The following is a 21,924-nucleotide window of genomic DNA, read 5'->3' on the forward strand; positions in this document are numbered from 1 at the left end:
GTTCAGGCATCCGGTAGCGGTGCCCGCCGCGCCTGGGGGCCGGCCCACAACAACTGGGCGACGCCTATGGTCCGTTCCTCGAAGCCGCCCTGGCAATAGCACAGGTAGAACTCCCACAGGCGCTGGAAGGTGTCGTCATAACCGAGCCTGGCCAGTTCCGTGCGTGAATGGCGCAAGTTGTCGCGCCAATGGCGCAGGGTGCGCGCATAGTCCAGGCCGAAATCCTCCAGGTGCACCAGGTTCAGCTCCGTCTGGCGGCTGGCGGTGTCGAGCAGGACGCTCAACGAAGGCAGCGCACCACCGGGGAAGATGTAGCGCTGGATGAAGTCCACCGAGCGACGGGCCTGGGCGTAGCGTTGGTCGCGGATGGTGATGGCCTGCAGCAGCATCAGGCCGTCGTCCTTGAGCAGCGTGGCGCATTGTCGAAAGTAGGTGGGCAGGTAGCGGTGGCCGACCGCCTCGATCATCTCGATGGACACCAGCTTGTCGAAGCGCCCGCGCAGGTCGCGGTAGTCTTCGTGCAGCACGGTGACTTGCCGATCCAGGCCCAGCGCCTTGACCCGCTGCAGGGTGTGGGCGTATTGCGCGGCAGAGAGGGTCGTGGTGGTCACCCGGCAACCGTGCTGCAAGGCCGCGTGGATGGCCAGGCTACCCCAGCCGCTGCCAATTTCCAGCAGGTGCTCGCCGGGCTTGAGTTCGAGCTTCTGGCAGATCTGCCGGAGCTTGTTCGACTGCGCCTGTTCCAGGGTTTGTTCGGCGCTGTCGAACTGCGCAGCGGAATACATCATGGTCGGATCGAGCAGCCGTTCGAACAGCGCATTGCCGAGGTCATAGTGGGCCAGGATGTTGCGCCGCGCGCCGCGCCGGCTGTTGCGGTTGAAGTGGTGCAGCAGGCGCAGGGCCGGGCGGGCCAGGCGCGCCAGGCCGCCTTCCATGGCGTCCAGCACTTCGAGGTTGGCGACGAACAGGCGGGTCACCGCGGCCAGGTCCGGGCTGCGCCAGTAGCCGTGGATGTAGCCTTCGCCTGCGCCGATCGAGCCATTGCCGGCCACCAGGCCCCAGGCTGCGTCGTCGACAATCTCCACTTCCGCATAGAGCGGGCTGGCGACGTCGCCGAAGGTCCATTGCCGGCCCTGGCTGATCAGGCGCAGGTGGCCACGGCTCAGGTGGCGCAGCTGTGCCAGTACCGCACGCCTTGCCAGCCCGCCGAACAGCGGCGCGATGCTGGCTGATTTGCTAACGCTCAGGGTCGGGTCGGGCATGATCGGGGTCCTCGTGTATGGCATGGCCAAGCGACAGGTCGTGCTGGCTGGCGGTGTGGTCGTAGACAGGGGAGCGTTTGAGCAGCAGGCGCAGGGCTTGCCAGTAGATACCGGCGACGGTGCGCAGGCTCATCCAAGGGAAGGCCAGCAGGTGCCGCTGCAGGCTGGCGCGGTCGAGCGGCTGGCGCTGCACGGCGAGGTCCGCGGTGAACACCAGCCGCCCGGCTTGCCAGTTTTCCATGTGCACACGCACGCGTTGCCCATCGACGGCGAAGCGCAGCCGATAGTCCATGTCCATGGGCATGAACGGCGAGACATGGAAGGCCTTGGCCACGGTAAATGGGCGGGCCAGGTCGCCCTGTACTGGAAGCACGTAGTGGAAGCGCTCGCGCCAGGGTGTGTTACGTACCTCCAGCAGCACGCTGGTGACCTGCCCTTGGCGGTCGTGGCAGAAATAGATGCTCACCGGGTTGAACGACAGCCCCCAGCAGCGCGGTTGCGTCAGCAGGTGCACGGCGCCTTCGGGCACTTGCCCGGTGGCCTGGCCGACCAGCAGGCGCACGGCCTCGCCCAAGGGCTTGCCCTGGCGAGTCAGCGCCGGCAGGTAGTCGGTTTCGCGCCAGCACAACGGCGCCAGGCGCGAACGCCCGAGCCAACGGGACAGGCTCAGCAGGCGCGGCAGTTCGTCGAGGTCCAGGTAGAACAGGCCGATGCGATAGCGGAACGCGTGCGGCCTGGGCGTCAGGCGCCGGTGGCTGAGCCAGCCGTGGCACAGGCTGCTGTTCACAGCTGCTCTCCGAAGTGCCTGGCGACGTTCAGTGCACTGAGCACGCCGTCTTCGTGAAAGCCGTTGGCCCAATAGGCGCCGCAGTAGTAGCTGTGCAGCGGGCCCTGCAGTTCGCCCTGGCGGGCCTGGGCGGCTACGGCGGCGAGGCTGTACTGGGGATGTGCGTACTCGAAGCGGGCGAGTATCTGTGCCGGGTCTATCAGTGCTGTCTGGTTGAGGCTGACGCAGAACGTCACCGGTGCATCGATGCCCTGCAGGATGTTCATGTCGTAGGTGAGTGCAGCGGGGGCCTGTTCGCTGCCACCCAGGCGGTAGTTCCAGCTGGCCCAGGCCCTGCGCCGGCGGGGCAGCAGGCGGGTGTCGGTGTGCAGCACCACGTCGTTGCTGGCGTAGCGGATGGCACCCAGGATCGCCTGTTCCTGTTCGCTGGGGGCGTCCAGCAGCGCCAGCGCCTGGTCGCTGTGGCAGGCGAAGACCACTTTGTCGAAGCGCTCGCTGCCAGCGGCCCAGGTCACGTTAACACCCTCATCGTCGCGGCTTACCCGTTGCACCGGGCAGTTGAGGCGAATGTGCTCGGCAAAGGGCTGGCACAGTGGCGCCAGGTAGCTGCGGGAACCGCCCTCGATCACCCGCCACTGCGGGCGCTGGTTGACTGACAGCAGGCCGTGGTTACGGCAGAAGCGCACGAAGAACTGCAACGGGAAATGCAGCATGTCGGCCCGTGACATCGACCAGATGGCCGAGCCCATGGGCACGATGTAATGCTCGATGAAGCGCTGGCCGTAGCGGTTATCCCGCAAGTAGCTGCCCAAGGTGGTCGCGCCATCGATGCGCTGCTGGTCCAGGTCGGCCAGGGCCTGGCGGTTGAAACGCAGCACATCGCGCAGCATGCCCCAGAAGCCGGGCGACAGCAGGTTGCGCCGTTGGGCGAACAGGCTGAGCAGGTCGTGCCCGTTGTATTCGAAGCCGCTACGCGGGTCGTGCACCGAAAAGCTCATCTCGGTCACCCGCGAGCCGACGCCCAAGTGGTGCAGCAGGCGGATGAACTGCGGGTAGGTCCAGTCGTTGAAGACAATGAAGCCGGTGTCCACCGCAAACTGCTGGTCGCGCCACTGCACATCGACGGTATGGGTGTGCCCGCCCACCCGGTCGGCCGCTTCGAAAACGGTGACGGCATGCTGGCGTGACAACAAGTGGGCGCAGGTGAGGCCAGCGATACCGCTGCCGATGATGGCGATGCGCATGGGTCAGTCCTCGGGTTGTCGCGCCAGGCGCTGGCCCAGCTTCAGGCGCCAGCGTGCCGGCAATGCGCCGAGCAGGCGCAGCAACAGGGTGAAGGTGGCGGGGAATGTGATCTCCAGCGGGCGACGGGGCAGGCGCGCGACAATGTGCCTGGCGGCGCGCTCGGCACTCCACAGCTGGGGCATGGGGAAGTCGTTGCGTCGGGTCAGCGGGGTATCGACGAAGCCGGGGCTGACCAGGGTGACATCGATGTTCTCGCGGGACAGGTCCAGGCGCAGGGATTCGACCAGGTAGCGCAGCGCTGCCTTGGACGCCCCATAGGCACCGGCCCGCGGCAAGGCCAACCAGCTGACCGAGCTGCCGATCACCACCAGATGTGGCCGCTCGCTGCGGCGCAGCAAGGGCAGGGCGGCCGCCAGACAATGGCTGGTGCCGATCAGGTTGGTGCGCATGACCCGCTCGACCAGCGCCGGGTCGAATTGCCCCGGCTCGAGGTATTCGCAGGTGCCGGCATTGAGGATCACCAGGTCCAGCGAACCCCAGGCCTGCTCGATCTGTGCGGCGATACGTGCTACCTGCTCAGGCTGGTCGACATCGCCGACGGCCAACAGCACCTGGCCGGCAAACTGTTCGGCCAGGCCTGCCAGCCGCTCGGCTTGCCGCGCCCCAAGCGCTACCTGGTGGCCTTGCTCCAGCAGGCGCTGCGCCAGTGCTGCGCCGATGCCGCTGCTGGCACCGGTCAACCAGCAGCGGCTCATGCCAGCCTGCCCTTGAGCCAGCGAACCGCGCCGCCCAGGATCGGAACATGTTCATAGAGCAAGGCGCCAGCGTCGAAGTAGTCCTGATGAAAGTACACCCGCCCACGCCAGCGCAGGTGACTACAGCCCTGCAGGCTGATCGGCTGGCCGCCGGCCAGGCGCGGATGGCGGTAGTGCATGATCCAGCGGATGTAGCCGTGCCCCGGCGTTGGCTCATCGAGCCCTTCGAAGCGGTAGCCGACCTCGGAGACATTGGCATAGAGCTGTGCGAAATAGCCACGCAAGGCCGAGAGCCCACTGATGTGATGCAGTGGATCGCGGAAATTCACATCGTCGCTGTACAACTCGCCGAGCAGCTCGAGATTGTCTGGACCCAGCGTGGCAAAGCGTTCGGTGAAATGTTGCAGGTAGTCGGACATGCGCAATACCTGTACAAAATGTAATTATTGTACAAGGTATAGTGCAAGCGCCTGGAAAAATCTATACAGCCGAATATTTTTGTACAATTTTATCGTGCGCCTTCCATCGAGGCGCGGGCGTTCGCTGCTGCGCGACGCTTTCAGGTAACCGATCGCGCCTGTGGGAGGGCTGACCGCGCTCGCGACAGCCCCACTTTTGGCTATGTGCGTAGCGGGTCAGAAACCTTCCAGCACGATTTTCCCTTTGGCTTTACCGCTTTCGATCAAGCCATGGGCGCGCTTGAGGTTCTCGGCGCTGATCGTACCGAAATGTTCGCCGAGGGTGGTTTTGATGTCACCCAGGTCAACCAGCTGCGAAACACGCTCGAGCAGCTGGTGCTGCTTGATCATGTCCTCGGTCTTGTACAGCGATCGCGTGAACATGAGCTCCCAGTGCAACGAAAGCGACTTGCGTTTGAGCGGCATCACATCCAGCTGCGCGGGGTCGTCGATCAGTGCGAGCTTGCCTTGGGGCCGCAGCACTTCGACCAACTGGGTAAGGTAGCTGTCGGTGTGCGTCAGGCTGATTACATAGTCGACCGGGTTGAGCTTGAGCGCTTCGAGCTGGAGCGGGATCGACTGGGCGTGGTCGATGACGTGATGGGCGCCCAGTTCCTTCACCCACGCTTGGGTTTCAGGCCGTGAGGCGGTGCCGATGACGGTCAGTTGCGTGAGCTTGCGGGCCAACTGAACGAGGATCGAACCGACACCACCGGCAGCTCCGATAACCAGCAGACGTTGGCCTTTGCCCGCGTTCTCTTCGATACCCAGGCGGTCGAACAGCAATTCCCATGCGGTGATGGAGGTCAGCGGCAAGGCCGCGGCGCTTGCGTTGTCCAGGCTGCGCGGTTTGCGCCCGACGATGCGCTCATCGACGACATGCAGCTCGCTGTAGCTGCCGGGGCGATCGATGGCGCCGGCGTAGAACACCTCATCACCCGGTTGGAACAACGTCACCTCTGCGCCTGTCTCGCGGACGACGCCAACTGCATCCCAGCCCAGAACCTGCGGCAGCTCACCGCCACGGCTTGCGCGGATTTTCGTATCGACAGGGTTTACGGCAATCGCCTTGACCTCCACCAGCAGGTCCCGGGCACCCGGTTTGGGCGCGGGGAGTTCCGCGTCGTAGAGCGATTGCGGGTCATGGATAGGCAAACCGGGCTGGTTATAAACGACGGCTTTCATGGGCACTACCTCCAGTGATGTGAAAAGTACGTGCAGGCTATGGGTTTCGATTCATTCAAGACACAACCTGAATGGAGTAAGCCTTTATCGCTTGGGATGAAAATCGGGGTGAAGCAGCCACGTCTGGCTGGCTTCACCCGGTGAACGGGGGATCACCTGGCGTTGTAGCGAGGAGCAAGCTGGTTGCTGGACAGCTGACCGAGCAGGGCCTTTCGGCTGGCTTCATAGCGTTCGAACGATTGCAGGTCATGCAGCGAGGGGATGGAAATCAGCACATCGTCGTCGAAGTCCTGCAAGGCACCGTCCACCAGGTCCTGGGCCGACATGACGATGGCGGGGTCCAGGTTCTCGACCGGCAGGCCGCCGATCTGCCAGAAGTCGGTCGCTGTGGCCCCGGGCAGGACTGCCTGGATCCTGATGCCCTGGTCCGCAAGCTCCTTGTGCAGCGACTGGGTAAAGGCGGTGACATAGGCCTTGCTGGCGCCGTACACGCCGTTGAGCAGCTCCGGCGCCAGGCTGACGATCGACGAGATGTTGATGATGGCGCCTTGCTTGCGCGCCACGAAGCCTGGGACGGCCGCATAGGTGAGGCGGGTGAGGGCGGTGACGTTGAGGCTGATCATTTCGGCCATGCGCTCGACATCACTTTCCAGCAGGCTGGTGTGAGTGCCGATGCCCGCGTTGTTCACCAGCAGGCTGATGCTGGCGTCCTCACGCAGTTTGCGTTCCACCCTGGCCAGGTCAGCGGCGTTGCCCAGATCTGCCGGGAACACCTCCACGTTCTGTCGGGTTTGCGTGGTGAGCCGGCTGGCCAGTGTGTTGAGGCGTTCGCGGTTCCGTGCGACCAGCACCAGGTCGTAACCTCGGCGTGCCAAACGTTCCGCGTAGATCGAACCAATGCCGGTGGAAGCGCCGGTGATGAGGGCGGTGCCTTTGAATGGCTGTGTCATGGTGGTGCTCCTGGTTGGGTGTAGCGCCATGATGGAACAGGTCGCTTTTGTCTTGAACGACGTATATGGTACGTTTTCAAGACATTGAACAAGGAGCGCTAATCATGCACCGGGTCGGCTACCTCATCACCGAAGGGTTCCAGATCATGTCGCTGGCGACGCAGTCGGTATTCGAGTTCGCGAACATCGTCGCGGGCGAAGCGGTTTACAAGATCCAGAACTTTTCCATCGAGGGTGGCACGGTGCGCTCTTCGCTGGGGATGTACATGGACACGCTCCCGTTGGGCGCGCCTGGTCTGGCCGACACCTGGATGATCACCGGGACCTTGACCCCGCTGACGCCGCCGAGTGAGCAAGTGCTGGCCAGCGTGCGAGGCTTCGTCGACGGCGCTCGACGTACCGCAGGCCTGTGTACCGGTTGTTTCATCCTGGCCCAGGCGGGCGTGCTGGATAACCGGCGAGCCACGACGCACTGGGCTTATGCAAAAAAGCTGCGTGAGCTGCATCCGAAAATTGAAGTGGAGGACGATCGGATCTTCATTGTCGATGGGCAGATCTGGACCTCGGCTGGCATGACCGCCGCTCTGGATATGGCGCTTGGCATGGTGGAAAAGGACCTGGGAACCGACATGGCCAGGTCAGTGGCACGCAAGCTGGTGATGCATCAACGCCGCTCGGGTGGGCAATCGCAACATTCCGAGCTGCTGACCCTTTCGCCAAAGTCGGATCGGATTCAGAGCGCCCTGGATTATGCGCGCAAGCACCTGAGTCGGCCGTTGAGTGTCGAGGAGCTCGCCGAAGCCGTGCATTTGAGCCCCCGGCAGTTCACGCGTGTATTCACCGCCGAGACCGGACAGTCACCGGCCAAGGCCGTGGAGAGCTTGCGGCTTGAAGCGGCCAGGCTGCTGATCGAGCAGAGCAGGCACAGCCTGGACGTGGTGGCGAAGGAGGCCGGCTTCAGGGATCGGCGGCACATGCGCGAGGCCTTCATGCGCGGCTATGGCGTCCCTCCGCAAGCCGTGCGCAGGGACGCCAGGCGGGTGGTGACGGCTTCCTGACCGGCATGGGCTCAGCGGGCTGACAGGCGCTCGCTGCTCGCTGGCCCATCTTGTCGTGTCTGCAATCCCATTGCCGTCAACCGCCGGAGCTACTGCCACCTGATGCGCCACCTGAGCCGCCAGTGCCCGAGCCGCCACTGCCGTTGCCACCGCCGGTACCGCTGCCGGTACCTGAGCCGTTGGTAGTGCCGTCACCCCCGGTATTGTCCGTGCCATTGCTATCGGTACCCCCAGAACCGGTACCCATGCCATCCCCAGGCGTACCGGAGCCGGTGGCCCCGCCGTTGCCATTCATGTGGCCGCTGTCCTGGGTCTGCGTACCTGGGGCGCGTTGGTCGTTCAGGTCAGTCGCCGCCAGTACCAGCGGGGCGCTGGCGCCAAGACACAGCGCCAGTAACAACGAATGAGGCTTGATGATCTTCATGGTCTGTCTCCATTAAGGGGTTTACCTCTGGTTGGGCCTGCCTGCGGGGCAACCTGTGCGATGGCGCCGACGAGCGGAGGCCACGGAGTCAGGCCCCTCTGATACCGAGGCTGTCGCGCCCCTGGCCCTGCACGTCGGCCTCGTGTGGCAATGCGGTGACCTTGATCGCGCGCACCGGGACTGCGAACTTGGCGCCGATTTTCGAGAAGCGTTCGAGCAGCCTGAAGTTGATTGCCTGCTGTATGTCCATGTACAGGTTGTAGCCAGGGTCCTTGACGATGTACACGCATTCGAATTCCAGCGCCTCCTTGCCGAAACCGCGCAGGTGGGCGCGGTCGAAACGCACCTGTTCCTGGGCCTTGATGGCCTCTTCGACAATGCCCGGCGCTTTCTTCACCGCCTCGGTGGGCGTGTCGTAGGACAGGCCGAACTCGAAGACGATGCGTCGCTCCTGCAGGCGTTTGTAGTTCTGGATGGTGCTGCTGATCATGCTGGCGTTGGCCATGACGATCTGCTCGCCGCCGAGGCTGCGGATGCGTGTGGTCTTCAGGCCGACGTGCTCGACGCTACCGGCCAGCGGCCCGATGACGATGAAGTCGCCGACCTCGAAGGGCTTGTCCACGGCGATCGACAACGAAGCGAACAGGTCGCCGAGGATGTTCTGCACGGCCAGCGCCACCGCGATGCCTCCCACGCCCAGGCTGGCGACGAACGCGGTGATGTTCACACCCAGGTTGGACAGCATTGCCAGCAGCACCACCGACCACAGCAGCACCCGCGCGCCCCAGGCTGACAGCGTGGCCAGTGCGCTGCCCTGGTTCAGGCCAGCGGCGCGGTGGCGGGCGAAGTAGTGGCCCAGGCCCAGGCCGATGGCGCGGTTGGCCCAAAGGCCGATCTGCAATGCAGCGACCACGAACCACAGGCTGCCGACCCGGGTCAGCCAGCGCTCGGGCAGGTCGAGCATGCCCAACCCCACCAGCAGCGAGGCCAGGAACAGGAGGAAATTGCTGGTGCCTGACAGCACCTTGGCCAGCACCTGGCTCAACGCGCCGTCATGCTCGGACCAGCGCCTCACCCGGTGCAGCAAAAAACTGATCGCGGCGCGGGAGACCAGGAAGGTCAGGATGGCCACGGTCAGTGCCAGCAGCAGGTTGAGGATGGAAATACCGAATACGGTGGTATCGGTGAAAAAGGCGATGATGCGTTCGTTCATGTGAGCCTCACCTCTGGTTTGCCCGATTGATTAGCCAGGTTCTCTTGTTGGGACGCCCAACGGGCCCCACAGGTCGATCGGATTTCTCGGTTTCGGCAAATTCCAGGTTTCGTGGCCGGGATCAGCGCATCTGGCCGGCCGTCCGACACTGGCATTTGATTTGGAGTGTTGGCGCACGGCAGGTGATCTACCGCTGACAACCGTGCAGAGGACAAGCAGATGAAACGACGAGGCGAAACCTATCGGCAGTGGTGCGACCCGATCTTGCACCACCAGACCCATGAGGAAGCACTCGACAACGGGGTCTGCCTTGAGGTGCAGTCGCGTTTGTCACGGACAGGCGCCACCCAGCTGTTCATCGGCGTCTATCGGGCAGACGGATCGATGCTATGTGAACGGGTCTATCATCAGCGCCCCGGCGAAACCATGAGCCGGGCACTGGTCTGAGGCGTTGGCTATGCCCGGCGTTTAGCTAGCGAGGGCGAGGTGGCAAGGGTCGAAGCAGCAGGGCCGTAAGCGTGTGGCTGAAGGCCCGGCGATGGGGCCGGGCGTTCAGCCCGTTTGCATCGCCGTGTTCTTTTTCCAACCCCGCAGGTTCATCACGCACAGGCAGACCTGAAGGATGATCAACGCCCAGGCCTGTGCCTGCCAGCCCCACACTCCCCACAGCACATTGCTGGCAATGAAGCAGCAGAACCCCAGCTTGCGTCGGCCTGGGCGCCGTGAGCCGATGCACCAGGCAGCCAGCACGGTGAGGGCCATGGCGGGCCATTCGAGAAAGTCGATCCAGTCATTCATCCTGCGACATCCAAGCGATTGCGTTTCGATGTGAATTGCCCAGCGCTGAGTTGCCCACCCGGTAAGCCTGGGCCAGCGCGCCCGGAGGGGCGCGCTGGGGGTTGGTCAGGCGGCGCGCTGTTCACCCTTGAGCAGTTTCTTCTGGGCTTCCATGGCCTGGCCCATGTCCTCCAGTTGCTGCTTGCCCAGCAGCTTGCGAGCGGTGGGGAACAACTCGCTCTCTTCTTCCTCGATATGGTGTTCCAGCAGCTCTTTCATCACTTTGACCCGGCCGGCGAATTCCACGCTTCCGGTCTCGGTCTCCAGCAGGTCGGGCAGGACCAGCGAGTCGACCGTGCGGTGTTCCTCCTTGGCCTCGTAGTACATCTTTGCCTCTTCCTTGCCGCCAGCCTGCTTGATCGCCGGGTACAGGATCTCTTCTTCCAGGGCCGTATGGATGGTGACTTCCTGCTTGATGCGTTCCAGCAGCTCGGCCCGTTTCTTCACCGCACGTTCAGTGGTCGAGGACAGTTCCTCGAGCAGTTTCTTCACCAGTTGATGGTCCTGGATCAGCAGTTCGATCGCGTTCATGGGACACCTCTTCAGGGGGCTGGGAAAAATCACGGTTGCCTTCGATGGAGTGGGCCACAAGCGGCGGGGTTCAATGCAATTGATCAGCGCACTGGCTGGACGGGGTGTTCGGCCACTTCGATCCTGGGTATGACGCGCTCGGCCAGTATCGGACGCTGGATAATATGCGACGTATCCGGTCGTGCACTTTCACTGAATCTTTTCTTGCATGCGCTGCTCCTAGATCGTGAATCGTAAAAGGAGAGTCCGATGGCAGGTCAGCAACTTTTCGTGATCGAGTATGCGCTCAGGAGTGAATACCGCACATTCATCATCCGGCTGGACAAGATGGATAACGCCGAAGCGTGGCATTGGGCGAGCTGTGATGCCGGGGTCGGCATCATTCCTCGTTTTGGCCAGCACAAGATCAAGAAGGTCAGCCGGCCCATGGCAGAGCGCTATGGCATTTCCAATGTGAAATGGCGAGCTGCCGGGGAAGGCCCGGAGTTTGTCGCTCCGCCAGTGGACGTCAAGAAGTTCTCAACCCACTCTTGACTGATCGTTGCAGTGGCCAGGGCCGATCCGTCGCCCTGGCGAATATTCTTGATTGAGCCAGAGCCGCTCGTCTTCACGCAATATTGGCATGGAATTCTCATAGATTTTGACCGATCGAAGTTATTTCCAACCACAATAAACACGGGGGCTTTATGAGCTGCCTTATCTGCGCAGGAAGTGCGGTGTCTGTCCAATGTACGGTCGGCTGGGAAGAGCGAAACTGCCCCCGCTGTGGGTGTTACCGAATGTCCCAGGCGCTCATTGCCTCGATGATGGAGGAGGGCCAGATCTTCGATGCAGAAAAAATGAGGCTCTGGCTTGGCACGTGTCGTAATGTCGCAGCGGTGCCTACCATAGAACCCCATCAAGCGATATTGATGCGATAACCGGAGGCGGTCATTCGTTTGCGATTATCGATATTTTTCCGTTTCGCTCCACGATCGCAAACTTGATCTGTTGCACCGATTCCAGTCCTTGGCTGTCACGAGCTGATTCCAGAATGTCGTCCTCGGTCAACCGGGCCCGGCGCATTCGCTGGTGCAGAAATTGCCCATGCTCGACCACCAGGGTTGCGTGGCCATCCAGCAAGCGTGCAAGCGGGCGGGCGTTCAGTTTGGCCAGCGACAGGCCAACATCCAGCACGATCAATGTGGCGATCACCAGTATGGCATTGGTGAACGAAAAGTCTTCGCCCAGGAGCGCCTGCTGGGTAGCCTCGCCAATGATCAGCAGCAAGACGAAATCGAAGGTGGTCAGGTCGGCCAGCGAGCGCCGCCCGGCTATGCGGAACAGCAGCATCAGGGCGAGGTACATCCCGGCTGCGCGGAGGATCGAATCCATGACGCACTCCTAGGGGTAGAGGAATGTGGAAAAATGGACTTCAGTCTGCGAGCCTGCCCTCACGACGCCCTGCAAAGTTCCGACGTGCTCGCTGCGTAGCGTCAGGTACAGGGTGGCCACGCCATCACTGGTCGTACCCAGTTGCAAGAGCAGGGCGGGGCCATGGGACATCGAGACCTGCGGCTCGGGCTGCATCGTCTCGATGCTGGCTTGGCGAAGCAGTGACCCCGCCAGTTCGACCATGACCGGTTTGCCCGGTACGCCTTGGACGGTGATGAACAGGCTGTCGGTCGTACCGCTGCGGCTGAGGCGCTGGTACTCGACCTTCACGCGGCCATCCTGGCTTACCGCCTCGGCATCGCTCAACGGGCCGTTACCAAACAGCCCAGCCAAGGCAAGCACGACGATGATCAGCAGCACATACCAACCCACACGTTCGAAGCGCCAGACGCGCTGCTGCATCCGCATGTTCTCTTGGACGGGGTGACGCCTGGACCACAGTTCATCGTCCGCCATTTCACTGGCCCTCAGGCACGTTCGCCGCGAAGCCAGCGTTGGTGGTAGTGAGCCAGGCGCGTGAGGCCGAATTGCGCGCCCTGGCGCATCACATCCGTCCTCTCGCCAAAGAAGCGCTGGGTACGGGTAAAGACCGCGACAGGCTCGCCGGCAAAGGCCCAGGCAAAGCACATCGTCCCGGGTGGCACCCCGGACTCAGGGCCGGGCCCGGCGACGCCGGTGGTGGCAATCACCACATTGGCATCGCTGTCTCGCAACGCACCCAGGGCCATTTCCCAGGCCACCGGCTCGCTGGTCAGTCCGTAGCGCTCGATCGTTTCGCCACTGACGCCCAACAAGCGCTTTTTTGCACTGGGCGAATACACGACATAACCGCTTTCCAGCACCTCGCCGGTGCCGGGGACTGCGGCCAACATGGCCACCATGCAACCTGCCGTGCACGATTCAGCAGTGGAAAGGATCAACTGATGGTCTTTGAGATAGCCAATCGCGGCCAGTACAGGATCGGACGTCATGAGGGTTTCGACTCGCTTGTTCTTTTGCTGTTGACGCAGCCGTTGCGCTAATGGTTCAGCCCTTGTTCGCCCCGCCTGTCCCAAGCCTGACACCTGGCCTGAACTTTGTCCGGCTTGCTGCCTTCACTTGTTTAGGGGCAGCGGACCTTCATAAACCGGTATCAAAACGCTGCGGCTACTCAAATGGAAAATGGAGACAAGCAAATGGGCGATCTCGCAACGTATTTCTGGATTGCCGTGGCGGCCATCATTCTGCTGGTCGATCTATGGGCGATTGTCAGTGTGTTTCGCAGCGACAAATCTGACGCAGTCAAGGTGATGTGGTCGCTGATACTTATCGTGCTGCCCGTCGTCGGGCTTGCCATATGGGGCGTCGCTGGCCCGCGTGGGATCAAGCGCGGCACGGGGCCGACCTCACCCGAACACAGCAAAGGGTAGCGGGCAGGGCTCGCCGCGAGGCGAGCCCTTTTTTGGGCTAGAGGATCGGTTTGCCGCCCGTGACGGCATAGCGTGACCCGCTGATGTAGCTGGCCTCATCCGAGGCAAGCAGAACGTAAATCGGCGCGACTTCGACCGGTTGGCCAGGCCGCCCCATGGGGTAGCTGGAACCGAAATTCTTGACCGCCTCATCCGGCATGGTCGCGGGGATCAAAGGCGTCCAGATCGGGCCCGGCGCCACGCAGTTCACCCGTATGCCCTGCTTGCCCAGAAGCTGGGCCAGGCCAGCCGTGAAGTTGGCGATGGCACCTTTGGTCGTGGCGTACGCCAGCAGTTGCGGCGAAGGATCATCCGAATTCACCGAGCTGGTATTGATGATCGAGCTGCCTTTGGGCATCGAGGGCAACGCCCGTTGGCAGATGCGGAAGATGGCCGTGATGTTGACGTTGAAGGTCATCAGCCATTCATCGTCGTCGATTTCATCGAGGCTTTCGTGCGACATCTGGAACGCAGCATTGTTGACCAGCACATCGATGCGGCCGAACTGCTCGACGGTCTTGTCGACGATGTCATAGCAGTGCTGCTTCTGCGCCAGGTCACCGGGGAGCAAAAGGCATTTGCGACCCGCGGCCTCTACCCAGCGGGCGGTCTCTTGAGCATCGTCATGCTCATCGAGGTAGGCGATGGCGACATCAGCGCCTTCGCGAGCGTAGGCGATGGCTACAGCGCGGCCGATACCGCTGTCGGCACCCGTGATCAAGGCGACCTTGCCGGCAAGCCGGTCATGCCCTGTGTAGGTCTGTTCGCCGCAGTCCGGATACGGATCCATCCGGCGCTGCGATCCGGGCACCGCTTGCGGTTGTGAAGGGAAGGGCGGGGTGGGGTATTCACTCATGGTCATAGCTCCTGCATTAACGAACGGATGTCTCCGTTTGAAACAGCACCGAGCAAAGTGTTGGACGTAATTGGTTGTCGCCGCGACGGACGGAGTGTTCTGCGAATTGCACTGAATTTTCGACAAAGGGCTCAGCTCTACCTGAGAGATACCAGTCTTCTCAGTACGCCGTCGCTGACCCAGGAGGAATCGAGTGCCCCGTATCATCACGCCCAGCACACCCGAGCACGAGCAGGAGGAGCGTAACGCCAGGATGTTCGGTTCGCCCAAGGAGCGCCTGGATTTCTACCGCAAGGAAATCCAGTACGAGACCAGCATCCTGGCCAACCGGACAGACGCCTACCTGGCGGCCCAGTCGTTCCTGGTCATCGCGTTCGTGTCTTCGATGGGCAACCTCAACCAAGGGTGGGGTGAGATGTTCACCCTGGTCGTACCCGCCTTTCTCGCGTTGCTCGGCGTGCTGAGTTCGCTCAACGCGTGGCCAGGCATTCGTGCTGCTTATCGCATCATTGAACACTGGCAGCTGAAACAGAGCCATCTGCTGCGCAGTGAACCGTTGATGGGGCTGGCTTACGACGAGTCACCGCTGTTTTGCGAGGTCGAGACTTCGCAGGCAGGCCACCGCAAATCGCTGCTGTTTTCCTTGCGCACGCCGTGGATATTTCTTTGTTTCTGGATCGTGCTGGGCAGCTACTCGGTCTACATTCAGCTGGCTTGAAGCGGCAGGGCAAGGCCCCGTTGTCGATGCAAACCCTGCACGACAAGGGGCCGAATGCAGAAGGGGCTCAGCTGGCCAGGGCCTTGATCAATTGTTCATTGAAGGCCGGGATATCGTCCGGCTGGCGGCTGCTGATCAGGTTGCCATCCACCACCACTTGCTCATCCACCCAGTTGCCGCCTGCGTTGCGGATGTCGTCCTGCAATGTCTTGTAACTGGTCATCCGCTTGCCCTGTGTCAGGCCCGTCGACACCAGCAGCCAGGCACCGTGGCAGATCACCGCCAGCGGCTTGCCGGCCGAGTGGTGACTTTTCACCAGCTTCTGTGCCCCCGGAATCAGCCGGATCGTGTCGGAATTCTGTACGCCGCCAGGCAACACGATCGCGTCGTAAAGATCGAGGTGGGCACTGTCAAAGGTGGCATCCACCTCAAACGCGTCCGCAGGCTTGTCGTGGTTCCAGCCGCGTACCGTTCCTTCCTTGTCAGCCAGGATGTCGACCACAGCTCCGCTTTCTATCAAGGCGTCACGCGGCCCGGTCAGCTCGACCTGTTCGAAACCATCGGTGACCAGAAAGGCCACGCGCTTGCCGTTCAATGGTGTGCTCATCGTTGATTCTCCGTTCTCAATGGTAGGGTCAGTTCGTCGGGATCATTCAGCCGCGCCGGCGTTGCGAACGGGTAATGACGAAGCCTGCAAGGAAACCGATAACCGCTGCGCTGAGCAGCAGCGGGGTTTTATCTTTTGGCGTTCGCCATCCGCCTTCGACACTTCGACGGCCACTGGGCGGCTCGAACAGATTGCCTGCGGACTTTTCTGCGCTGGGACTGCGCTGCAGGCCCCTGCGCGCAAGCCACCCGGACAGTGCCGGCAGCCCGGGCACCAGGTAGCTGGCCAAATGGGCGATGCGGGCGCTTGCGCCGACGGTCGTGTTGGCGCGAGGAGCGATCGCGCAGGCCACCATGGCCTTGGCCACTCGCTCCGGGTCGTAGATTGGCCCCGGCGGTTTGAGGGCATGACCGGTGTAGTTGCCACCGTCGCGGAAGCCGGGGGTATCCATCACGGCGGGGTAGATGTCGCAGACGTGGATATCGGGGAACTCGGTAAGCTCGCCCCGCAGTGCCTCGGTGAGCCCGCGCAAGCCGAACTTGCTGGCCGAATAGGCGGCGGCGTAGGGTTGGGCAAGCCAGCTGCCCAATGACAGGGTGTTTATCAGTATGCCGCTGCCTTGCTGCTTGAAGTAGGGCAGTGCAACGTGAGCCCCTCGAAGGTAGCCCAGCAAATCGGTCTGGATCACCTGCTCGTGCGCTTCAAGCGGTGTCTCCTCGAAACTGCCCACCGCTCCCACACCTGCATTGTTCACCCAGATGTCTATGCGCCCATCGCCAAATTCGGCAGCGCGGGCTGCCAAGGCTTGTACCTGGTCGCTTTGGGTCATGTCGGTGGTCACGGCCACCGCGTCGGTGCCGCAATCGGTGCATTCGTCCAGCGTTTCGAACAGCGCTTCCTCATCCCGTGCCGCCAGCACCAGACGAGCGCCTTTACAGGCAAAGGCATGGGCAGCGGCTCGCCCTATGCCGCTGGACGCGCCGGTGATCACAACCACCTTGCCACGCAGCGGGCCCTTGATCGGCGAGCCGGTCAGTGGCGGTGGCTGGTCGGGTGCGACGGAGGGGTTGATCGGCGCCGTGAAGGGCTCACTGTCCTCAATGGGCGACAGCTGGAGAGTGGTGCCGTCCACCAGGTTCAACGTCAGGTTGCTGATGGTGCCGGCCACCCGATCGGGGAATATGGGCTCTCCCTGAGCATCCAGACTGTCGTAGATGAACCGGTCACCCTCCAGCCATCCAACCGCCGTCAACAGCTCCGGGCCCAGGTAATACTTGCCATCCTGAAAGAAGCCGGGGAACTGATGGGCCCGCTCGATGTTTTCGACACAATAGCGCTCACCTGGCTTCATTCCTGTCGCTTGATCAATCATGCTGCAAGCTCCTGTGAAGTTAAATGTGGTCGGGGCCGAGCGTCCCGGATGCCGCCCCTGGAACCAGGATCACCTTGCGGCAGTCATCCTCTTTTTGATCGAACATCTTGTAGCCCAAGGCTGCCTCTTCCAGCGCGAGGCGATGGGTCACGATCAATTCCGGCTGCAGCCGTCCCGCTTCGATATGCTCGAGCAGCTCGGGAAGGTACTTTTGGACATGGGTTTGCCCCATCTTGAAGGTCAGGCCCTTGTCAAACGCATCGCCGAACAGGAAGCCGTGGATGAACCCGGCATACACACCTGGCACGCTGACCACGCCGCCACGCCGCACCGCTGCAATGCTCTGACGCAGCGCCTTGCCGCTGCTGCCCTCCAGCTTCAGGGCCGTCATGACGGTTTCCGTGGTGCTGCCCTTGGCTTCGAACCCGACGGCATCGATGACCGCGTCGACGCCGCGCATACCGGGTGTCTGGCGGATGATGCTGTCGGCAGGGTCGTCATCCTTTTCGAAATTGATCGGGATGACGCCGTAGGCATCCTGGGCATAGGCCAGCCGGTAGTCGTTGTCATCCACCATGAAAATGGTGTGAGCGCCCAGCATCCGTGCGCAGGCGGCACTCAGCAGCCCCACCGGCCCCGCACCATAGATCGCCACCGACGAGCCTTGGCCGATCTGGGCATTGACCACAGCTTGCCAGGCGGTGGGCAGGATGTCGGAGAGGAACAGCACCTTGTCATCAGCGAGGCTCGTCGGGACTTTGAACGGCCCGACATTACCCTTCGGCACCCTGACATAATCGGCTTGGCCTCCCGGCACGCCGCCGTACAGGTGGCTGTAGCCAAACAGTGCTGCGCCGGGTGGAATCCCCTTCTTGTTGAGGATCGCTCCCCGCCCGGTGTTGGTGGTTTCGCAGGCGGCAAACAGATCGTGCTGGCAGAAGAAGCAGCTGCCACATGCGATGACGAACGGGATCACGACGCGGTCGCCAACCTGCAGGTTGGTCACGTCTTTGCCGACCTCTTCGACGATGCCCATGAACTCGTGGCCGAAGATGTCGCCGTGCTCCGTTGCCGGGATCTTGCCGTGATAGAGGTGAAGGTCGGATCCGCAGATGGCGGTGGCGGTCACCCTCAGGATGATGTCGTCCGCTTCGGTGATGATCGGGTCAGGGACGGTATCGACCCTGACATCGTTAGCGCCGTGGTAAGTCAGTGCTCTCATGCTGTTCGCTCCTGCATCACAAAAAATCGTGGGGGTATGCAGGGGAAGCCTCATGGGCGGGCAAAGTTCAGACCAAGTTGTTCAGTGGTGATCATGGACACGGCAGAACACACATGCAGGTCGAGTCAAAGCGTAAAGAATGGATTGTCCAGCGTTTAGCCAGCCCCAGCATGCACTGAGGTGCCAGGCGGTCACACCGTTGACCTGTCCCGGCTGAACCTATTCACAGCTGCGTGCTCGACAGTCAAAGCGTGCGAGGGCAGGCGAGATGAACGCGATCAACCAGCAGATCAGCCAGGAACAGCGCCGTCTGGTTGCAGTGAACCGTTGGTTCATGGTGTATGACGATGTCGAGCGCAGGCGTCATTGCCCAAGCAGCCACCACGAAGCGCTGCTTGGCCAGGCCGACGAGATGGACCGATTGGGACTCATTGGCTGGCGCGAGTGGCGGGACCTACGGCGGCTCGCCGACCGTGCATTTCTAAAAGCCATAGCTGGCGCGGACTACCATCGCGTCCCTGGCGAACGCTTTCAGCCTGAGCCCACTTGAATCACTGTGACAGGGCAGCACGTCACACAAGGGCTGAGCAGGCCAATGCCCCGGGCCGCGTCGCCATGGCCCACATTCACGGGGTCTGGCAGGGTGGCTTCGGCTTGTCCGCGCTTACGCTGTCAGCGCCGCCCTGCTGCAGCGCCATCAGCGCAGGCATGTCGAGTATCTCCACCAGCCTGCCTCGCAGGCTGACGATGTGCAGTGCGCGCAGGCGGGCGACAGAGCGGCACACGGTTTCCAGGCGCAAACCCAGGTACGAGGCCATGTCCTCGCGAGACATGCGCAACATGAAGCCATGGGCCGAGTAACCGCGGCTGACGAAGCATCTGGACAGCCCCACCAGGAAGTTGGCCAGCCGTTGTTCGGCGGTGAGGTTGCACAGCATCAGTACGCGCTGGTGCTCACGTACGATTTCCCTGCTCATCAAGCGATTCAGGCTTTGCTGCAGGTCGGGATAGGCCCGCGCCAGGGTTTGCAGGCGGCGGTAGGACACCGGGCAAACTTCGCTGTCTTCCAGGGCTATGGCGTCGCAGACATGGCGTTCGGTGGCAATGGCATCGAGGCCGAGCACGTCACCCGGCATCCAGAAATTGATCACCACGCCCTGGCCTTCGATGGTGTTGAGGCTGGTCTTGAAACTGCCGCAGCGCACCGCATAGAGCGTGGTGAGAGGGACCTCGGCATTGAACAGCGCGGCGCCCTTGCGAATACGCATACGGGGACCAATCAGCGTGCCCAGGCAACTGTTGTCGTTAAGCGGCAAGCCGGTGGGCAGGCACAGGCCGCTGACGCGGCAGTCCTTGCACAGGGACGTCAGCGGCCTCAGGTGTATGGGGGTGGCCGCGTGCGACGCATCGGGTTGATCGAGCAGCGTGACCTTCAGTTGCCCAGACATCGTCAGGCCCCCTTCGCGCATCGGCGTTCAGCCGAGCCAGTGCGGCTGAAGGAGGGGGCTAGCCTGTCAAGCGAGTGGGGGGCGTTGATGCGGGCAAGCAATCGCTCGGCGAATTGTTCGGCTTCAGTGGCCGTATTGAAGCTCACCCGGCAGTCATCCAGGCGTACCCACCAGCGGTTGTGTTCGGTGTTTTTCTCGACGTAGACGTTCATCGGAGCCTCGATCCGCCAGACAACTGCGGGCACTGCAAAACGAAGGCCTCCCTGGCGATTACATGAGGGCCAGGGCAGGTGTACCGAGGCTCAGTAATTTTTTGTTGGTCCAAGGTCAGCGTGCGCCGGATTTGCCATGAAAGGTTGATCCGCATCAAGTTCCCGCTTGGGCTGAATCACCGTTCGTCGACACGGAGCGTGAGTTGATAAACATCAAGTCGCGCTCAAAACGATGGCAGATCATCGAGGCACGCTTCCCAACTGCAGAGGTGTGCCATGGACAACCCGCAACGACTCTTGCTGATCGCGTCGCCCCTGATGCGCCGAACCCCGGTCTATGATCGCGCTGCAGCATTGGCCAAGGCCAAGGGCATGGCGTTGCACATCGTCGCTTTCGACTACGTCGAGGGGCTGGCCACGGCGGGCCTGGTCAATGACCAGGCCCTGGCGGTGATGCGCGATGGTTATGTGCGCCAGCACCGCGAGTGGCTGGAAAGCCAGGCGCTACCAATGCGGCGCACCGGCATCACGGTCACCACCGAAGTGGTCTGGGTGCTGCATCCGCTGAACGAGATCCTGGTGCATTTGCGCGAGCAACCGTTTGCCATGCTGATCAAGGAGTTCGAGCACGAGCCCTGGTGGATACGCGCCATGTTCACCTCGCTGGATGTCCAGCTGTTGCGCGATACGCGCATACCGTTGCACCTGGTACACAAGGCCAGCCACGCCTTGCCGCGCAGGATACTGGCGGCCGTCGACCTGTCCAGGCCCGAAGACCAGTATGAAGGCTTCAATGACCAGATCATCAGCGAGGCACTGAAACTGGCCTTGCAGTGCAACGCCCAGATCGACTTGCTCTACGTCTACGACCTGGGGTCGATGTACCTGGACGCCGGCGGTAGCCGCGAGCATTCGTTCGTATTCGACTCCAACCTCGCCCAGACCCTTCACGAAGCCCAGAGTGAGGCCTTCCAGGCGCTGGCCGAGCGCAATGGCATCGCCAGCGAGCACCGCCACATGCACGTGGGCGATCCAGCCAAGGTCCTGGCCTTGTTCATGGATAGCCATGACATCGACGTGCTGGTGATGGGCAGCTATCACCACCATGGTATCGGCTGGTTCATCGGCAGTACCGCGGAGCGTGTCATGCACCGGTTGTCCAGCAGTGTGCTGGTGATCTCGCCCGAGCATTCACAGGGATGACGCACAAGGCCCTTCAGGGCCTTGTCGCTCAGGCGTTGAGGTCCAGCTCATGGATGATTTCGCTGACGTCGCCGCCCAGGTAACGCGAGGTGAAGCCTAGCGCCTTGGTCAGGCGGTGCATGGCGTAGTTGCTCGCCAGGTCCCGGGATACCATGCTCTGGTAGCCATTGCGCCGTGCCGCCTCGATCAGGTGCTGCAGCAGGCGCCGGCCCAGGCCTTTGCGCTGCCAGCCCTCGCTTACCGCCACCGCGCATTCGCAGCTCAGGCTGCCCGCCATGCCGGCATAACGGCTGACGCCGACCTGCTGCAACTTGCCGTCCACATGGGCGAGTGCGACGTAGGCCATGCGCTGATGCTGATCGACCGGCATCCAGCGCGGGTCGAGGCTGGGCATTGCACCACTGAGCCCGGCGATGAAACGAAAGCGCCTGGCCTCGTAGGCGATGGTGCTCAGAAAGCGCTTGTCCCGTTCGTGGTCGTCCTCGCGCAGCGGGCGGATCAGCACGGCTGCACCGTCGTCAAGCGTTTCGACCCAATGTTCACCGGCTTGCGCCTGTTCGATCTGCTGCTCGTTCATGCTGCCTCCCGCTGGCCCGATCGGTAACTGGTGCAGCCGTTGTAACGTGGCCGACCGGTTCGGTTCTGACAATGGTCAAGTTCAGCGCCGATGGCGGTTTTCTGATCTGCATCAAGCGCCAG

28 protein-coding genes are annotated in these 21,924 nt (G+C 62.3%); 7 read left to right on the forward strand and 21 right to left on the reverse strand.

From position 1 onward, the window contains the following. Positions 1–2 precede the first annotated feature (2 nt). The 7 genes from HU738_RS12155 to HU738_RS12185 all read right to left on the reverse strand — a co-directional run bounded on the left by HU738_RS12155 (position 3) and on the right by HU738_RS12185 (position 6,642). Positions 3–1,262 (reverse strand): SAM-dependent methyltransferase, encoded by a 1,260-nt coding sequence (locus tag HU738_RS12155; RefSeq protein ID WP_186602757.1) that lies wholly within the window; start codon positions 1,260–1,262, stop codon positions 3–5. Further along, positions 1,237–2,049, reverse strand: a complete 813-nt coding sequence (locus HU738_RS12160) for a DUF1365 domain-containing protein (RefSeq protein ID WP_186602756.1) — start codon at positions 2,047–2,049, stop codon at positions 1,237–1,239. The genes HU738_RS12155 and HU738_RS12160 overlap by 26 nt, the downstream gene beginning before the upstream one ends. Further along, the gene (locus tag HU738_RS12165) at positions 2,046–3,293 is read right to left on the reverse strand and encodes an NAD(P)/FAD-dependent oxidoreductase (protein WP_186602753.1); all 1,248 of its coding nucleotides are present in this window, start codon (positions 3,291–3,293) and stop codon (positions 2,046–2,048) included. The genes HU738_RS12160 and HU738_RS12165 overlap by 4 nt, the downstream gene beginning before the upstream one ends. Before the next feature lie 3 nt (positions 3,294–3,296). Then, the gene (locus HU738_RS12170; protein ID WP_186602752.1) at positions 3,297–4,049 is read right to left on the reverse strand and encodes an SDR family NAD(P)-dependent oxidoreductase; all 753 of its coding nucleotides are present in this window, start codon (positions 4,047–4,049) and stop codon (positions 3,297–3,299) included. Next, positions 4,046–4,468, reverse strand: coding sequence for a nuclear transport factor 2 family protein (locus HU738_RS12175; protein ID WP_186602750.1), 423 nt, complete (start codon positions 4,466–4,468; stop codon positions 4,046–4,048). Before HU738_RS12175 ends, HU738_RS12170 begins: the two co-directional genes overlap by 4 nt. A 216-nt stretch (positions 4,469–4,684) precedes the next feature. Further along, positions 4,685–5,692: a zinc-binding alcohol dehydrogenase family protein gene (locus HU738_RS12180; RefSeq protein ID WP_186602749.1), complete on the reverse strand. Its 1,008-nt coding sequence runs from the start codon at positions 5,690–5,692 to the stop codon at positions 4,685–4,687. A 152-nt stretch (positions 5,693–5,844) separates the two neighbouring features. After that, a complete protein-coding gene (locus HU738_RS12185; RefSeq protein WP_186602748.1) occupies positions 5,845–6,642 on the reverse strand; it encodes an SDR family NAD(P)-dependent oxidoreductase in 798 nt (265 codons plus the stop codon). A gap of 104 nt (positions 6,643–6,746) precedes the next feature. Between HU738_RS12185 and HU738_RS12190 the strand changes: the two genes are divergently transcribed. Continuing rightward, complete coding sequence (locus HU738_RS12190) at positions 6,747–7,700, forward strand: GlxA family transcriptional regulator (RefSeq protein WP_054887759.1); 954 nt, start codon at positions 6,747–6,749, stop codon at positions 7,698–7,700. A gap of 76 nt (positions 7,701–7,776) precedes the next feature. Here the strand turns inward: HU738_RS12190 and HU738_RS12195 are convergent, their stop codons facing one another. Together HU738_RS12195 and HU738_RS12200 are read right to left on the reverse strand one after the other, a co-directional pair. Further along, positions 7,777–8,124 (reverse strand): hypothetical protein, encoded by a 348-nt coding sequence (locus tag HU738_RS12195; RefSeq protein ID WP_186602747.1) that lies wholly within the window; start codon positions 8,122–8,124, stop codon positions 7,777–7,779. Between the two features lie 88 nt (positions 8,125–8,212). Beyond that, positions 8,213–9,337 (reverse strand): mechanosensitive ion channel family protein, encoded by a 1,125-nt coding sequence (locus tag HU738_RS12200; protein WP_186602746.1) that lies wholly within the window; start codon positions 9,335–9,337, stop codon positions 8,213–8,215. 219 nt (positions 9,338–9,556) lie between these two features. Here HU738_RS12200 and HU738_RS12205 point away from each other — a divergent pair, with 219 nt between their 5' ends. Beyond that, positions 9,557–9,784: a hypothetical protein gene (locus HU738_RS12205; protein WP_186602745.1), complete on the forward strand. Its 228-nt coding sequence runs from the start codon at positions 9,557–9,559 to the stop codon at positions 9,782–9,784. A gap of 105 nt (positions 9,785–9,889) precedes the next feature. Here the strand turns inward: HU738_RS12205 and HU738_RS12210 are convergent, their stop codons facing one another. Continuing rightward, positions 9,890–10,135 carry a hypothetical protein gene (locus HU738_RS12210; protein WP_054887755.1) on the reverse strand — a complete coding sequence of 82 codons (246 nt, stop codon included), beginning with the start codon at positions 10,133–10,135 and terminating at the stop codon, positions 9,890–9,892. Positions 10,136–10,240: 105 nt separating this feature from the next. Beyond that, the gene (locus HU738_RS12215) at positions 10,241–10,705 is read right to left on the reverse strand and encodes a PA2171 family ribosome-binding persister protein (RefSeq protein WP_054887754.1); all 465 of its coding nucleotides are present in this window, start codon (positions 10,703–10,705) and stop codon (positions 10,241–10,243) included. Positions 10,706–10,954: 249 nt separating this feature from the next. On the opposite strand from HU738_RS12215, the gene HU738_RS12220 reads away from it, so the two are divergent. After that, complete coding sequence (locus HU738_RS12220) at positions 10,955–11,239, forward strand: DUF6555 family protein (protein WP_176506729.1); 285 nt, start codon at positions 10,955–10,957, stop codon at positions 11,237–11,239. Between the two features lie 396 nt (positions 11,240–11,635). On the opposite strand, the gene HU738_RS12225 is transcribed toward HU738_RS12220, so the two are convergent. From HU738_RS12225 to HU738_RS12235, 3 genes are read right to left on the reverse strand one after another with little or no spacing between them, the layout of a single operon-like run. Next, on the reverse strand, positions 11,636–12,079 hold the full coding sequence (locus tag HU738_RS12225; RefSeq protein WP_186602744.1) for a DUF421 domain-containing protein: 444 nt from the start codon (positions 12,077–12,079) through the stop codon (positions 11,636–11,638). A 9-nt stretch (positions 12,080–12,088) separates the two neighbouring features. Further along, complete coding sequence (locus HU738_RS12230; protein ID WP_186602742.1) at positions 12,089–12,595, reverse strand: hypothetical protein; 507 nt, start codon at positions 12,593–12,595, stop codon at positions 12,089–12,091. An 11-nt stretch (positions 12,596–12,606) separates the two neighbouring features. Next, a complete protein-coding gene (locus HU738_RS12235) occupies positions 12,607–13,110 on the reverse strand; it encodes a CinA family protein (RefSeq protein ID WP_176506727.1) in 504 nt (167 codons plus the stop codon). Between the two features lie 204 nt (positions 13,111–13,314). On the opposite strand from HU738_RS12235, the gene HU738_RS12240 reads away from it, so the two are divergent. Next, positions 13,315–13,548, forward strand: a complete 234-nt coding sequence (locus HU738_RS12240) for a PLD nuclease N-terminal domain-containing protein (RefSeq protein ID WP_054887750.1) — start codon at positions 13,315–13,317, stop codon at positions 13,546–13,548. 37 nt (positions 13,549–13,585) lie between these two features. On the opposite strand, the gene HU738_RS12245 is transcribed toward HU738_RS12240, so the two are convergent. Beyond that, positions 13,586–14,443 (reverse strand): glucose 1-dehydrogenase, encoded by an 858-nt coding sequence (locus HU738_RS12245; protein ID WP_186602741.1) that lies wholly within the window; start codon positions 14,441–14,443, stop codon positions 13,586–13,588. Between the two features lie 193 nt (positions 14,444–14,636). Here HU738_RS12245 and HU738_RS12250 point away from each other — a divergent pair, with 193 nt between their 5' ends. Further along, positions 14,637–15,161, forward strand: a complete 525-nt coding sequence (locus HU738_RS12250) for a hypothetical protein (protein WP_186602740.1) — start codon at positions 14,637–14,639, stop codon at positions 15,159–15,161. A gap of 67 nt (positions 15,162–15,228) precedes the next feature. Here HU738_RS12250 and HU738_RS12255 read toward each other — a convergent pair whose 3' ends face one another. The 3 genes from HU738_RS12255 to HU738_RS12265 are packed head-to-tail and all read right to left on the reverse strand — an operon-like array spanning position 15,229 to position 18,362. Continuing rightward, positions 15,229–15,768 (reverse strand): type 1 glutamine amidotransferase domain-containing protein, encoded by a 540-nt coding sequence (locus HU738_RS12255; protein WP_186602739.1) that lies wholly within the window; start codon positions 15,766–15,768, stop codon positions 15,229–15,231. A gap of 46 nt (positions 15,769–15,814) precedes the next feature. Then, on the reverse strand, positions 15,815–17,140 hold the full coding sequence (locus tag HU738_RS12260) for an SDR family oxidoreductase (protein ID WP_186602738.1): 1,326 nt from the start codon (positions 17,138–17,140) through the stop codon (positions 15,815–15,817). A 19-nt stretch (positions 17,141–17,159) separates the two neighbouring features. Beyond that, complete coding sequence (locus HU738_RS12265) at positions 17,160–18,362, reverse strand: zinc-dependent alcohol dehydrogenase (protein WP_186602737.1); 1,203 nt, start codon at positions 18,360–18,362, stop codon at positions 17,160–17,162. Between the two features lie 268 nt (positions 18,363–18,630). On the opposite strand from HU738_RS12265, the gene HU738_RS12270 reads away from it, so the two are divergent. Further along, entirely contained in the window at positions 18,631–18,912 is a 282-nt protein-coding gene (locus tag HU738_RS12270) for a hypothetical protein (protein WP_186602735.1), read from the forward strand. A gap of 76 nt (positions 18,913–18,988) precedes the next feature. Here HU738_RS12270 and HU738_RS12275 read toward each other — a convergent pair whose 3' ends face one another. Together HU738_RS12275 and HU738_RS12280 are read right to left on the reverse strand one after the other, a co-directional pair. Next, positions 18,989–19,810 (reverse strand): helix-turn-helix domain-containing protein, encoded by an 822-nt coding sequence (locus HU738_RS12275; protein ID WP_186602733.1) that lies wholly within the window; start codon positions 19,808–19,810, stop codon positions 18,989–18,991. A 2-nt stretch (positions 19,811–19,812) separates the two neighbouring features. Further along, the gene (locus HU738_RS12280) at positions 19,813–20,022 is read right to left on the reverse strand and encodes a hypothetical protein (RefSeq protein WP_186602731.1); all 210 of its coding nucleotides are present in this window, start codon (positions 20,020–20,022) and stop codon (positions 19,813–19,815) included. 276 nt (positions 20,023–20,298) lie between these two features. On the opposite strand from HU738_RS12280, the gene HU738_RS12285 reads away from it, so the two are divergent. Continuing rightward, positions 20,299–21,225: a universal stress protein gene (locus HU738_RS12285; RefSeq protein ID WP_186602729.1), complete on the forward strand. Its 927-nt coding sequence runs from the start codon at positions 20,299–20,301 to the stop codon at positions 21,223–21,225. 28 nt (positions 21,226–21,253) lie between these two features. On the opposite strand, the gene HU738_RS12290 is transcribed toward HU738_RS12285, so the two are convergent. Then, positions 21,254–21,802 carry a GNAT family N-acetyltransferase gene (locus HU738_RS12290; protein WP_054887741.1) on the reverse strand — a complete coding sequence of 183 codons (549 nt, stop codon included), beginning with the start codon at positions 21,800–21,802 and terminating at the stop codon, positions 21,254–21,256. Positions 21,803–21,924: the final 122 nt, after the last annotated feature.

Origin of the sequence: Pseudomonas vlassakiae (genome assembly GCF_014269035.2) — a bacterium.
In the GTDB taxonomy this organism is placed as follows: Bacteria; Pseudomonadota; Gammaproteobacteria; order Pseudomonadales; family Pseudomonadaceae; genus Aquipseudomonas; species Aquipseudomonas vlassakiae.